General features: G+C 71.3%; 10 protein-coding genes. 5 read left to right on the top strand and 5 right to left on the bottom strand.

The genetic code is table 11. The features are described from left to right. The first annotated feature begins 92 nt into the window (after positions 1-92). A complete protein-coding gene (locus tag ABD999_RS00620) occupies positions 93-704 on the top strand; it encodes a Uma2 family endonuclease (RefSeq protein WP_345482499.1) in 612 nt (203 codons plus the stop codon). Here ABD999_RS00620 and hrpA read toward each other — a convergent pair. Further along, complete coding sequence (hrpA, locus tag ABD999_RS00615; RefSeq protein ID WP_271275945.1) at positions 694-4,587, bottom strand: ATP-dependent RNA helicase HrpA; 3,894 nt, start codon at positions 4,585-4,587, stop codon at positions 694-696. The genes ABD999_RS00620 and hrpA overlap by 11 nt on opposite strands. 227 nt (positions 4,588-4,814) lie before the next feature. Beyond that, a complete protein-coding gene (gene ppgK / locus ABD999_RS00610; RefSeq protein WP_271275946.1) occupies positions 4,815-5,549 on the bottom strand; it encodes a polyphosphate--glucose phosphotransferase in 735 nt (244 codons plus the stop codon). 109 nt (positions 5,550-5,658) lie between these two features. Between ppgK and ABD999_RS00605 the strand changes: the two genes are divergently transcribed. Beyond that, positions 5,659-6,765, top strand: coding sequence for a TIGR03118 family protein (locus ABD999_RS00605; protein ID WP_187281035.1), 1,107 nt, complete (start codon positions 5,659-5,661; stop codon positions 6,763-6,765). Between the two features lie 47 nt (positions 6,766-6,812). On the opposite strand, the gene ABD999_RS00600 is transcribed toward ABD999_RS00605, so the two are convergent. Further along, positions 6,813-7,397 carry an HAD-IA family hydrolase gene (locus ABD999_RS00600; RefSeq protein ID WP_222708871.1) on the bottom strand — a complete coding sequence of 195 codons (585 nt, stop codon included), beginning with the start codon at positions 7,395-7,397 and terminating at the stop codon, positions 6,813-6,815. A 145-nt stretch (positions 7,398-7,542) separates the two neighbouring features. On the opposite strand from ABD999_RS00600, the gene ABD999_RS00595 reads away from it, so the two are divergent. Next, the gene (locus tag ABD999_RS00595; RefSeq protein ID WP_148030248.1) at positions 7,543-8,361 is read left to right on the top strand and encodes a DUF4253 domain-containing protein; all 819 of its coding nucleotides are present in this window, start codon (positions 7,543-7,545) and stop codon (positions 8,359-8,361) included. A gap of 64 nt (positions 8,362-8,425) precedes the next feature. On the opposite strand, the gene ABD999_RS00590 is transcribed toward ABD999_RS00595, so the two are convergent. After that, entirely contained in the window at positions 8,426-9,259 is an 834-nt protein-coding gene (locus tag ABD999_RS00590) for an SAM-dependent methyltransferase (RefSeq protein WP_148030247.1), read from the bottom strand. A 168-nt stretch (positions 9,260-9,427) separates the two neighbouring features. Continuing rightward, positions 9,428-10,684: a helix-turn-helix domain-containing protein gene (locus ABD999_RS00585; RefSeq protein ID WP_148030246.1), complete on the bottom strand. Its 1,257-nt coding sequence runs from the start codon at positions 10,682-10,684 to the stop codon at positions 9,428-9,430. Between the two features lie 225 nt (positions 10,685-10,909). On the opposite strand from ABD999_RS00585, the gene ABD999_RS00580 reads away from it, so the two are divergent. After that, on the top strand, positions 10,910-11,653 hold the full coding sequence (locus ABD999_RS00580) for a hypothetical protein (protein WP_148030245.1): 744 nt from the start codon (positions 10,910-10,912) through the stop codon (positions 11,651-11,653). A gap of 314 nt (positions 11,654-11,967) precedes the next feature. Next, on the top strand, positions 11,968-13,803 hold the full coding sequence (locus ABD999_RS00575) for an MFS transporter (protein WP_271275947.1): 1,836 nt from the start codon (positions 11,968-11,970) through the stop codon (positions 13,801-13,803). Position 13,804: the final 1 nt, after the last annotated feature.

The raw sequence follows: 13,804 nt of genomic DNA, 5'->3' as shown, positions 1-13,804 counted from the left end.
CTGGAATTTTTCCTCCACTGTACGAGTCGCGCCCAGAGCTCGGATTCGTGGAATACTGAGCGTGCCCGTTCGAGTACGGAGGGACAGATCTGATGGTTGCCATGGCGATCCGGCACGACGAGTACGCGAAGCTCGCCCCCACCAGCAAGAAGCGGATGCCGGAGACCGCGCGAGAGCTGTTCGACGCACTCCCCGAACTCCCCGGTTTCCGGGCCGACGTCATCGAAGGAAACCTCATAGTGAGCCCTGTAGGGACCCCCGAGCATGCTGACTGCGCCATGGAGCTCTACCGCGCCCTCTGGCCGGTGATGGACGAACATGGCTGGAAAGGGCGCGCCGGCAATGTCGACGTGTGCATCGAAGGGCCACGCGAGCCTGTGGAGCCCGATTTCGTACTCGCACCGCACGACTGTCCACGTTGGGGCGAGCGCGAGCTGCGGTCGTCCGGGCTGATCATGGTTGCCGAGGTCGTCTCGACCGGTAGCGCGATCAGGGACCGTGAGGAGAAGCCGCCCCTCTACGCCACCGGCGGCATCCCGATCTACCTGCTGATCGACCTCGTCGCCAAGACTCCCTCCGTCACCGTCTACAGCGAGATCGGCGACAGCGGGTATCTCGCCCGCGCCACCGTCCCCATCGGCACGCCCTTGCGACTGCCCGCGCCGATCGACTTGGAGCTCGACACGTCGATCTTCAAGGCCTGAGGCGGTCCATCGCCTTGGCGATGCGCTTCTCCGACACCGGGGTCGGGGTGCCGAGTGTCTGGGCGAAGAAGCTGACCCGCAGTTCCTCGATCATCCAGCGGATCTCCGCCACGTCCGGGTCCGCGCGCCGGCCAGGGGGCAGGCGTTCCAGCAGGTCGTGGTAGTCGTCCTCGACCTTGTGGACGCGGTCCATCCACTCCTCGTCACGCCACGGGTCCTCCGGCAGCTTGGTGAGCCGGCGGTCGACGGCGCGCAGGTAGCGCAGCACGTCGGGCAGGCGGGCGTGGCCGGTGGCGGTGACGAAGCCCGGGTAGACGAGCCTGCCGAGCTGGTCGCGGACGTCGTCGGCGGAGGCGCTGGAGCGCATGGCGTCGAGCTGGATCCCGGCGGCGTGCCACACCGTCAGGATCTGCTCCACCCGGCCCAGGATGCCGGCCGCCGTGTCGTACAACTCGGCGCGGACGTGCTGGTAGAGGCGGTCGTAGGCGGCGGGGTCCCAGACGGGGCCGCCGAGGTCGCGCATGAGCTTGTCGGCCGCGGCGTCGACCACGTCCTCGAAGAGGGCCACGGCGCCGCCGTGCGGGCTGCGTGACAGGGCCAGCTTGGCTTGGTTCGACAGCCCCGACAGCAGCGGCTTGGCGGGGTTGGCGACGTTCAGCAGGAGCAGACGGCGGGTGCCGGCCCAGTGGGAGCGGCGCTGCTCCGCCTCCGTCTCGAAGATCTTGATCGAGACCGAGTCGCCGGCGTCGGCCAGCGCCGGGTAGCCCTTCATCCGGCCCTGCTCGAACACCTTGGGCAGGGTGCCGAAGCTCCACGTGCGCAGCCCGGTGCGTTCGAGGCCGTCGCCGGCCTCCGAGAGGGTCTTGCGCAGGCGCGGGGCGAGGCGGCGCTTGAGCGCCGCGAGGTCCTTGTCCTCGGCGATGGCGCGCCGGCGCTCGTCGATCACCCGGTACGTGATGCGCAGGTGGTCGGGAACCTGGTCGAGCTGCCAGGCGTCGCGCGGCACCCGCACGCCGGTCAGCCTCATCAGCTCGCGCTCGACGGCCTCCAGCATCGGCTCGGCGCCCGGCTCGGCGTTGGCCAGCACCTGCCTGGCGTAGTCGGGGGCGGGCACGAAGTTGCGGCGCAGCTGCTTGGGCAGCGACCTGATCAGCGCGGTGACGAGCTCCTCGCGCAGGCCGGGGATCTGCCAGTCGAAGCCGTCGGAGGTCACCTGGTTGAGCAGGTGCAGCGGCACGTGGACGGTGACGCCGTCGGCGCCCTGCTGATCGTCCGGGTCGGGCGCGAACCGGTAGGTCAGCTTCATCCGCTGGCCGAGCTGCCGCCAGGTGTCGGGATAGTCGCGGGCGCTGACGTCGGCGCCCTCGTTGACCAGCATCTCCGGCGAGAAGGTGAGCAGGTCGGGCTGGTCGGCGCGGGCCTTCTTCCACCAGGAGTCGAAGTGGCGGGCGGAGACCACGTCGGCGGGCAGGCGCTGGTCGTAGAAGTCGAACAGGGCCTCGTCGCCGACGAGGATGTCGCGGCGGCGGGCGCGGTTCTCCAGCTCCTCGACCTCGCCGAGCAGCCGCCGGTTGTCCTTGAGGAACTTGTGGTGGCTGTCCCAGTCGCCCTCGACGAGCGCGTGGCGGATGAACAGCTCGCGTGACAGCTCGGGATCGATGCGCCCGTAGTTGACCTTGCGCCCGACGACGAGCGGCACCCCGTACAGCGTGACCTTCTCGTACGCGATCACCGCCCCCTGGTTCTTCTCCCAGTGGGGCTCCGAGTAAGTGCGCTTGACGAGGTGCTGCGCGAGCGGCTCCACCCAGTCGGGCTCGATCTTGGCGTTGACCCTGGCCCACAGCCGGGAGGTCTCCACGAGCTCGGCGGACATCACCCACTGGGGCTGCTTCTTGGCCAGCGCGGAGCCGGGGAAGACGGCGAAGCGGGCGTTGCGGGCGCCGAGGTACTCCTGGATGGGGCGGCGGCCGTCGGAGGCGCGCTGGCGGTCCATCACGTCCTTGACGCCGACGTGCGACAGCAGGCCGACCAGGAGCGACTTGTGGACCAGCTCGGGGTCGGCCGGGTTGCTGTTGGGGTGCGCGCCGAGCGACTGGCGGATCTGGCTGTAGATGTCCTGCCACTCGCGTACGCGCAGGTAGTTGAGGAACTCGGACTTGCACAGGCGGCGGAAGGCGCTGGAGGAGAGCTCCTGCTGCTTGTCGCGCAGGTGGTTCCACAGGTTGAGGTAGGTGAGGAAGTCGGACTCGGGGTCGGCGAAGCGGCGGTGCTTCTCGTCGGCCTGCTGCTGCTTGTCGGCGGGGCGCTCGCGCGGGTCCTGGATGGACAGCGCGGCGGCGATCACCATGACCTCGCGCACGCAGCCGTTCTTCTCCGCCTCCAGCACCATGCGGCCGAGCCGGGGGTCGACGGGCAGGGTGGCGAGCTTGCGGCCGATCGGGGTGAGCTTGCCGTGGGCGTCGAACGCGCCGAGCTCGTGGAGCAGGTTGACGCCGTCCTTGACCTGGCGGCGGTCGGGCGGCTCGACGAACGGGAACGCCTCGATGTCGCCCAGCCCGATCGAGGTCATCTGGAGGATGACCGAGGCCAGGTTGGTGCGCAGGATCTCCGGGTCGGTGAACTCCGGCCTGGCGAGGAAGTCGTCCTCCTCGTAGAGGCGGACGCAGACGCCGTCGGAGGTCCGGCCGCAGCGGCCCTTGCGCTGGTTGGCGCTGGCCTGCGAGATCGCCTCGATGGGCAGGCGCTGCACCTTGGTGCGGTGGCTGTAGCGGGAGAGGCGGGCGTAGCCGGGGTCGACGACGTACTTGATGCCGGGCACGGTCAGCGACGTCTCGGCCACGTTGGTGGCCAGGACGACGCGGCGGCCGGTGTGGCGCTGGAAGACGCGGTGCTGCTCGGCGGCGCTGAGCCGGGAGTAGAGCGGCAGGATCTCGGTGTTGCGGAAGTCGGCCTTGGCCAGGGCGTCGGCGGCGTCGCGGATCTCGCGCTCGCCGCTGAGGAAGACGAGGATGTCGCCGGGCCCCTCGCCGGTCAGCTCGCGGCAGGCCTCGACGATGCCCTGGGTCTGGTCGTCGTCCTCGCCCAGCGGGCGGTAGCGGACCTCTACGGGGTAGGTGCGGCCGGACACCTCGATGATCGGCGCGTCGCCGAAGTGGCGCGAGAACCGCTCGGGGTCGATGGTCGCGCTGGTGATGATGACCTTGAGGTCGGGGCGTTTGGGCAGCAGCTGCTTCAGGTAGCCGAGGATGAAGTCGATGTTGAGGCTGCGCTCGTGGGCCTCGTCGATGATGAGCGTGTCGTACTGCTCCAGCATGCGGTCGTGCTGGAGCTCGGCGAGGAGGATGCCGTCGGTCATCAGCTTGACGAGGGTGCGGTCGCTCGCCTGGTCGGTGAAGCGGACCTTGTAGCCGACGACCTCGCCCAGCTCGGTGTGGAGCTCCTCGGCGACGCGCTCGGCGACGGTGCGGGCGGCGATGCGGCGCGGCTGGGTGTGGCCGATGAGGCCGCGCACGCCCCGGCCCAGCTCCAGGCAGATCTTGGGGATCTGGGTGGTCTTGCCGGACCCGGTCTCACCGGCGATGATGACGACCTGGTTGTCGCGGATGGCTTCGAGGATGTCGTCCCTGCGCTGGGAGACGGGCAGCGCCTCCGGATAGCCGATCTCCGGCACGCTCTCGCGGCGGCGCTGAAGGCGCCGCTCGGCACGTTCCACGTCGGCGAGGATCTCCGCGGCGATCTTCTCCCGCGCTTCGCGGGAGCGCACCCGGCGCACGCCGTCGAGCCTGCGCCGCAGCCGCCGCTGGTCGCGCGGCATCAGGTCGGGCAGGCGGGCCTGAAGCTCTGTGAGAGAGGAGGACGGAGAGGACAACGCAGGAGTTCCCATACTGCTTTCAGGATATTCGGGCCCCGCGTGCCGGGAGCCAACGGCCCATCGTGCCCGACGGGCGCGTCGCGCGCATCTCGAATTCCGTTGACCGTGATCGCCCGCGACCGGCCCACTCTCCCCAGAGTTGCATCGTGGGCGACCACGGTCATAGATGAGACTCCCCTAAGCGGAGATCGGTTGCCATGAGTCATGGTCACGTTTTGGCCCGTGGTGTGGGCGGTCCGTCACCCAGCGTGCGCGCCGGCCTGGGCCGCCGCCCGGGCGGCGCCGATGATGCCCGCCTGGTTCAGCAGGGCGGCCGGGACGACGGGCGTGTCGAGGCTGATGTGCGGCAGGAACTTGCCGGCCTTCTTGCTCACGCCGCCGCCGATGACGATCAGGGAGGGGGTGAACAGCATCTCGACGTGCCTGAGGTACTCCTCCACCCGCTCGGCCCACTTGTGCCAGCCCAGGCCGTGCTCCTCGCGCGCCCGGTCGGAGGCCCGGTGCTCGGCGTCCGTGCCGTGCAACTGCAGGTGACCCAGCTCGGTGTTGGGCACGAGCACGCCGTCCGCGAACAACGCGCTGCCGATCCCGGTGCCGAACGTCAGCATGAGCACGACGCCGGGCTGCCCCTGCCCCTTGCCGTACGTCATCTCGGCCATGCCGGCGGCGTCGGCGTCGTTGAGCACGGTCGCGCCCCCGAACAGGTCGCCCGCGTGCACGCCCGCCCACGAGCCTTTCAGGTTGACCGCGGTCCTCACCACGCCGTCCACGACCACCCCGGGGAACGTCACGCCGACCGGGCCCGTCCAGTCGAAGTGCCGGACGATCCGCGCCACCGCGTCCGCGACGGCACCCGGCTCGGCGGGGTGCGGGGTGGGGATGCGCAGCCGCTCCGCGGTCAGCTCGCCGGCCCGCACGTCGACGGGCGCGCCCTTGATCCCGGAGCCGCCGATGTCGATGCCCAACGCGTCCATTCCCCTTCACTCCCCTTCAGACAGCGCGAAAACCTGCTTCGAGACCGTACTGAACCGGAATCCCGGATCTCGCGTATCTCGCGTCACAAGCGCTAACAAGGAGGCACGGATGCGGTTACGCATCATCACGGCCTGCGCTGTCGCCGTCTCGACGGCAGCCACCCTCACCATTCCCGCGCAGGCCACCACACCGAAGCAGAACCGGTTCGACGTCGTCGGCCTGGTGTCCGATGTCCGCGGGAAGGCGGCCGTCACCGATCCCAAACTGGTCAACCCGTGGGGGCTGGCCATGGGCAAGACCCTGTGGGTCTCCAACGCCGGGACGGGAACCGCCACCGTCTACTCCGGCCAGGGCAAGAAGGAGCGGACCGAGGTCGCCATCCCCGGCGGCGCCCCGACGGGGCAGGTGTTCAACGGCGGTGAGGGCTTCACCGTCAAGGGCAAGCCCGCCACCTTCATCTTCTCCAGCCCCAGCGGCGCGATCACCGGCTGGAACGCCGAGGTGGACCCGAAGAACGCGATCATCGGCGCCTTCACCCGCGGCGCCGACTACAAGGGCCTGGCCATGGCCGAGACCGACGACGGCGCGTTCCTGCTCGCCGCGGACTTCGCGGGCGGCCGTCTGCACGCCTTCGACGAGGACTTCCGGCGCATCAGGCTGTCGCGCTCGCAGTTCAGGGACCGCACGGTCCCGGCCAACTACCACCCGTTCAACGTGGAGGTCGTGAACGGGAACGTCTGGGTCGCCTACGCCCTGCGCGACTCGGAGACCGGCAAGTCCGTGGCCGGCAGCGGCAAGGGCTTCGTCAGCCGCTTCGACCTGAACGGCCGTCTGACCGGCCGCATCGCCCGGGTCGGCCTGAACGCGCCGTGGGCGATCACCAAGGCGCCGCGCGGCATGGGCAGGTACGCGGGCGCGCTGCTGGTCGGCAACTTCGGCGACGGCACCATCCACGCCTACCGCGGCAACCGCCACCTGGGCGCCCTGCGCGCGGCGGACAACCGCCCGATCACGCTGCCGGGACTGTGGGACCTGGAGCCCGGCACGGCCGCCATCGGCGGCGAGAACACGCTCTGGTTCTCGGCCGGCTCGGACGGCGGCAAGCACGGGCTCCTCGGCATGATCAGGCCCGCCGGGACGAAGGCCCCGACGCCGGCGGCGACGCCGACCACCGACAGCGGGAACCAGTCGAAGTCGCCGTACCGCGGCTACTGACCCCGGCCTTTCCGGCACGGCGGACCTGGGCCGTGCCGGGAAGGGGGTCACGACGGCGGCAGCACGGCCGCGAGGTCCGCGACGCTCCGGAAGTGCACGCCGGTCATGCCGAGCGCCCTGGCGGCCACCACGTTCTCCAGCCGGTCGTCCACGAACAGGCAGCGTCCGGGCGCGACCCCGGCCAGGTCGGCGGCGAGCTCGTAGATGCGCCGGTCGGGCTTGGCCAGGCCGACCCGCGCGCTGCTGACCACGGCGTCGGCGAAGGCCGTCAGCTCCAGCCGTTCGAGATGATCCTCCAGGGTGTCCATGGCGTTGGTGACGAGCACCAGGGGCATCCGCGCCCGCGCCGCCGCCAGCAGCGCCCGCACCTCCTCGTCCACCCGGAACGGCACCGCCATGAACTCCTCGACCGCCTTCTCGGCCTGCTCTCCTCCGCCTAGCGCGACGACGATCGACTCGGCCCACTGCGCCTCGGTGATGTGGCCGAGCGTCGCGGGCATGATGAGCGCCGGGTCGAAGGCGGTGGACGCCAGCGGCAGCCCGTAGCGGGCCTCGATGTCGGCTTGGACGGCATGGTCGAACTGGCGCAGCACGCCGTCGAGGTCGCACAGGATGGCGTCGAAGGTCGTCACGACCCCCATTGTGGCCGAACGCCGGAAGCCCGGCCGATGACGGTGCGCGGGATTCGTTGATACGGGATCGCCCAGGACAAAAGTCCTGAAGCGAGTGGCGGCACTACCATCTCGGAGGCAGGATTCCGTCTCGGAATGGTAGGGCATGAACGATCATCGGCTGCCGGGCGAGCTGTGCCGGCTCTTCGCCGACGGCGGCAGGGGGCGCGGCCTGTCGGCCGGGCTGCCCGAGGGCGAGGTGATCTGGCCCGATCCGGGCTACACCGGCCAGGGTGAGCCCGTCAGGCCCGCGTTCTGGATGAGCGACGAGCCCGCGACGGGCGACGACTGGCGGCGCTTCCGCGAGGAGCATCCGCGCAGCGGGCTGTGGCCGGTCCTGCTGGACGAGTCCGCCCAGCCGTGGTCGGTGGGGCAGGTGGTGCCGGACGATCCGGTGCAGATCGACCACTTCACCGCCGAGGGCTTCATGGCGGAGGTCTGGGAGGAATGGGTGGCGCAGATGCCGGCCGACGCGCTGGCCGAGCTGGAGCCGTACGGGGCGATCTGCCCGGGGCTCGCGCCCGCGGGCCGGCCGGTCGCCGATCCCGACGTGGTGGCCGCCTGGTACGCGGACGAGCTGGCGGTCAAGGGCATGCCGCTGGGGCTCGTGGCCGCGGAGAGAGGGGCCGACGCGCTGGCCGCGATGGGGTGGCAGGGCGCGCTGCACCACAACGAGTGGATGGTGCCGCTGGCCGCCGTGGTGCGCAGCTGGGAGGACCGCTTCGGGGCGCGGGTGGTCGGCGTCGGGTTCAACACGCTGGAGATCAGCGTGGCCGCGCCTCCGGCCGATCAGGAGCACGCGCTGCACGTGGCGGCCGAACACTGGACGTTCTGCCCTGACAACGTGCTTCAGGGTCCCGGCGACCTGCACGGGTACGCCGGGCAGCTGATCGGCTCGCACGCCTGGTCCTTCTGGTGGGACTGACGCGCGGGCGCCGCCGCCCCGGGCCGGGGCGGTGCCCTCGGCCCGGACGGCGGTGTTCCGCGGATCATGGCAGCAGCGCCACCGCCCCGTAGTTGCCCGAACTGCCGGGCTGGTCGGCGCAGGCGTCGTCGTCGCCGTCCGGCCGCCACTCCGGGACCCACACCAGCCCCGGTTCCAGCAGTTCCAGCCCTTCCAGCAGGGCTTCGAGCTCCTTGCGGGTACGGACCGCGTGTCCCGGCAGCGTCATCGCCAGCAGATCGTTGATCGCCGGCAGCAACTCCCGCGGGATGCCGTCGAACGTGGTCTGCAGCAGGGCCAGGTAGCTGCCCCGCGGCGCGTTCTCCCGCAGCCGTTTGATGACGTGACGGGCCTGCTCGTCGTCGCTCACGTTGTGGCCCGAGACCACGACCCAGGCCATGGGCCGGTTCCAGTCCACGAACGTGCGCACGACACGGTCGTCCAGGATCTCGTCGATCTGCGGGATGTCACCCTCGACCACCCGCACGAGATCGGTGATCGGCTCGATGGTGGCTTGCGCGTTGGCCAGCACCATCGGGTCGTTCTCGATGTACACGACCCGGGCGGACGCCGTGCGCGGCGTCTCGCGTGCGATGTCGTGCAGCCTGCGGCCCGGTGGCAGGCCGCTCGGCACCCCGCTGCCCACGATCAGGAACTGGTCGACGCCCTCCAGCGCCAGGTGGCGTACGACCCGTGATAAATACCCGAGAATGGCTTGTGCGGCAGCAGTGGTGATCTCGGCGGCCACGTCGTAGCGGTTGACCGCCTCCCTGTCGGCTCTGAAGTTGTTCTTTCCTCCCGTCGCCGCGTCGAGTATGCGGGTAACCCGTGCATGGGTAGTGTCGAGATTGGCCAGGTTTCGGATAGCCCGCTGGCGCATTGGGTGTCGCCCCTTTCCCCTCGCCCACTTTCTGTTGGGAAAGTTCCGGTTACTGACCCCACTCGGTTGCCCAAATTCATAATGGTGGAAAAATCCCTTTATCCAAGCACCCAGCCCTAGATTTTTTGGGATTTATGCTCTTTCGTTCTATCGGGTGTGGTGGAACGATCAATTCCCCACGGCGCGGGCGAGCCTGTCGCGGTGGGCGCACAGCGTCTCAAGGGTCTCGTCGCGGGTGGTCGTGGTCACCGACAGCTTGGTGAAGGCCTGGTGATAGGCCTCCACCTGAACGGCGTCCGTGATCAGTTCGTCCGCCTCCAGCGCGTGCGCGCACGCGATGTCGGGCTCGAACGCCTCGTCGAAACGCCAGAGCGTGAACGGGCCGGTACGCGGGACGTAAGCGGGATCCTCCATCGGCACGATATGCAGAGAGATATTGGGGCGTTTGGCGAACTCGATCAGCCGGTTGAGCTGATCGAGCAGCACGGGGGTCTCGGTGATCGAGCGCAGCAGCACGCCCTCGTCCATGACCGCCCACACGACCGGTCCGTTCGGCCCCAGGATGAGCCGCTGGCGGGCGGCCAGGATGTCCACCGCCGAGTCGGCCGTGGTGTGCCGGAAAGATCCCATGTCGGCCGCCGCGATCGCCGCGAGCGCGTAGTCCTCGGTCTGCAGCAGCGGCGGTACGAAGTGGGTGTGATAGGTGCGGATCACCGACGCCCTGCTGTCGATGGAGCAGGTCGTGGCCAGCCATACGGGGAAGTTGCTCGAGTCGTACCATTCGAGCTCGCGCTCGCCGCGCGCGATCGACAGGACGTACTCGCGGGCGGGCATGGCGGTGACGCCGTACAGGGTGAGCAGGCGCTCGACCGTGGCGGGGGCCGGGGCGATGCGGCCCTGCTCGACCGCCTCGACCGCGATGGCGCCCTTGCCGAGCACGGCCTCCACCTTCTCCGGCGACAGTTGCGCGGCCAGGCGCAGCGAGTGGAGCCGCTCGCCGAGCGCGCGGCGCACGGACTCCTCCAGCGGCGCGGCCGCGTCGGGGATCTCCATGGCGGGCTCCGGGTCCGCGGGCAGGTCCTCCGCCTTGCGGGCCAGCTCGATCACCCCCCGCAGGACGGACAGCGAGCTCTCGGAGAGCCCGGATGCGGACAGGCCGATGCCGGCCGCCCGGAGCTGCAGGTCCTCGACCGTGCCGGCCTCGACGTGATCCTCGCCCACCAGCCAGCCCACGCTCACCTGGAGGCACGCGGCCAGCGCCCGCAGCACCTGGAGGGTGGGGTTGGTCTGCTTTCCCGTGCGCAACTGGCTGACGTAGGCGCGGGTGATGGGGATTCCGGCCTCGGTGAGCGCTGCGGCGACCTGAGCACCCGTGAAACCGCGCTTGGCCAGCGCCAGGTCGAGTCGCTCGGCGAACTTCGCCACGCATGCCTCCTGCTACCCGTAATACGCAATCAAGCGTAGACCTGACCCCTCGGCGGGACGTCCTGACCGGACAGGTCACCCTTCCCGCACCCGGGGCATCTTCTTTCGGCGAAAACTGAGAGTTGACACACTATCCCGCATCTAGCCAGTATCGTACGACACGTGGAAACTGTTACCTGACAGCCGGACGCTCAACGGAGCCGCTCGGCAGGGAGGTGGCCGGACGTGACCATCGATCACCAGGTCAGTCCCTGGTTCACCAGAACCCCGGTCTCGCCAGTGCAGGAGCGGGTGATCCAGCGCATCTGCGCGCGGTCATCCCCCGACGGCGAGCCGGTCAACGTGTCAGACCTGCCCTTCGGCGGCGTCCAGATCTGGATCGACGGCGACGGTGACAGGTGGAGCCTGTACCACCGGATGGCCCGCGAACTGCGGCTCGCGGGCTGGCATGTCGAGCCGGCCGCCGACCGGCTGCTGGTGCTCGGCTGGAGCGCCGACGGCCTGACGCACCGCGTCCAGGTGCTCGCCGCCGCGCTCGCGGGCCGGCTCGCCGACTACGACCTCACCATCTTCACGGCGGTCACCATCGCCACCCGGCTGCGCCAGGAAGGGCGGCGGGCCGGGAGCATCGTCGCCGAGGTGGAGGCGCGGCTGCGCGAGGACCTGCGCTGGCCGGACCGCCTGGAGGACCTCGACGGCCTGCAGCGGACCGCCACCCTGGAGCCGCTGCGGCTCCGGCTGGCCCAGGTCGTGGGCCTGGAGGCGAAGGTGCGGCGGCGCTGCGCCGAGCACCTGTCGCTGGCCGTCCGAGTGGCGACGACGGTCGCCGGTGGCCGGGTGCCGCCGCGCGTCCGCCCGGCCCGGCTGACGACCTGCCTGTCCGAGCGCGTGGTCGCGGCCAGCGTGCCCAACCGGCCGCCCGGCCTCTCCGTCCCTCCACTCCCGGACGCCTGCGCGCCGTCGCGATGACCCGCCCCCCGGCGCACCACTTCCCCGGCCCGGCCCCCGGCCCGGACCGTCGCCCCGCGCCCGCACGGCTGCCAGGCGAACCTCACCGGCCCACGTACGCCCCCATGACCCCGTACGAGCCGGAACCCGCACACCATCACCGGGACGCCGCACAGCCCGGCGGCGTGCCCCGTGTGCCCTCCCCCGTCTCGGCCGGGAGGCGCATCCAGGCGGGAAGCCCCGGCTCCCCCGTCTCCGGGCGGGCCCGCCGGAGCGAACCAGGGAGGAGAGGTGTTCCCCGGCGGACCTCCGCACCCGGGCAGCGGCGTTCTGACGTGCGGGTGGGCGTGCGGCGGGTGTCCGCTCCGCGCCGGCGGGGGTTCGTGGGGTTGCGGGTGGTGGCCGCAGGGGTGGCCGGTGTCGTCATGGGGGATTGGGTGGCCGGGATGCTGGCCGCGCCGATGCTGGACCTCGATCCGCTGGCGGTGGCGCTTCCGGCGGCCGGGGTCGCGTGGGCGGTCACCGTGAACCTGGTCGCGATGGCGGCGCTGCCGGCCGTCGCCGGGCGGATGGCCGACCTGGCGGGACGGCGGGGCGTGCTGGCCGTCGGACTGGCCCTGTACGTGCTGGGAGCCTCGGCGGTGATCGTCGCACCGTCGTGGCCGGTGCTCGTCGGGGCCCGGCTGGGGCAGGGGGCGGGTATCGCGCTCATGGTCCCCGCCGCGCTGGCGATGCTGCTCGCCGCGCTGCCGGAGCGGCGGCGGCCCGGCGGGGTGGCGCTGTGGATCGCGGCCTGCGCGGCCGGGGTGCTGGGGATGCAGGCGGGCGGCGGATGGCTGCTGGCCACGTTCGGATGGCGCGGGCTCTTCCTGCCGGGGGCGGTGCTGGCGGCGGCGCTGTTGCTGTTCGCCCCCGCGCTGCCCCGGTCTCTCGGCGCTCCGGGCCACGCCTCGGCCCCGCGTGCCCTGGCGGGCGCGGTCCTGCTCGTCACGGGGATCGCGGCAGCGGTGCTGACCCTGGCCAGGGGCGGCGTGTGGGGCTGGACATCCGTGCTGACACTCGGCTGCGCGAGCGCGGCGACGCTGCTCCTCCTGACGGCGACACTGACCCTGAGACACACACCCGACCCCGAAGCCACAGACTCCGCGACCACACGAACCGGCCTCGGACGGACCCCAGCAAACCCGCGGTCCGACCTCGGCTGGACCGCAGACTCCTCGGAGGCGCGGGCAGGTCTCGGACGGGCGACAGACTCTCCGGACACCCACGCCATGCTTACGCAGGCGACCGGGCAAGCTGGGCGCGGACGAGCCGCAGCCCCAGCGGACCCGCAGTCTGACTTCAACTGGACCGCAGACTCCGCAGAGGCGCGGGCAGATCTCGGACGAGCGGCTAACTCTCCGGACACACAGGCTGGGCTCGGGTGGGCGGCGGGCGTGTCCGGGGCGTTCGGTGGTGTGTTCTTCGCTCTGCTGGCGACCGGGCCGGCCTACGTGGCGGGAGTTCCCGTGCTGGACGGGAGTTCCGGTGCCGGGCCCGGGTGGCTCTGGCTGGTGCCCGTTCTGGTGGGGATGGCCGCGGCGGCTCCGTTCGCGGCCCGGGTGGGCCGGCGTCACGGGATGAACGGGGTCGCGCTCGGCGGCGCGGTGGCGCTGGCCTCCGGGTGCGGATCGTTGCTGGCTGGTCCGTACCCGCTCCTGGTCCTCGCCGGCGCCCTGCTGGCGGGGGCGGGGCTGGGCGCGCTGGCCACCGGCGCGCTGACGACGGGCACGGCCGCGGCCGGGCGGGGGAACCTCTCGGCCGGGGTGGGCGCGGTCGAAACCGCCCGCGTGGTGGGCGCGTCGGCCGGGCTGGCGGGTGCGGCGGTCCTGACGACGAGCGGCGTCCCCGGGATCACCGGCGCCGGGCCGGACGCCGTCCTGCTCGCCTGCGTGGCGGTGGCGGTCCTGACGGCCGCCGCCGCGTCGTGGCGGATGGTGACGGCACGACGGCACCGCGCCGTACAGGCCTCTCTGCGCGCGGCGCGGCAGGAGGCCGAGTCACTGCGCGGGCTCCTGCTGGAGCTCCGCGCCACCTTCACGGAAGTACGTGGCCAGGCCGATCGAGAGCTGGTCCGCCTCGGCCTCCAGGACGTTCCAGCCCCTTGGGGCAACCCCCATGGACAGGAGTGAT

The organism is Nonomuraea ferruginea (genome assembly GCF_039540635.1).
Lineage (GTDB): Bacteria > Actinomycetota > Actinomycetes > Streptosporangiales > Streptosporangiaceae > Nonomuraea > Nonomuraea ferruginea.
Note: the sequence above shows the minus strand (reverse complement) of the source record. Positions and strands in the feature narration are given on the sequence as shown.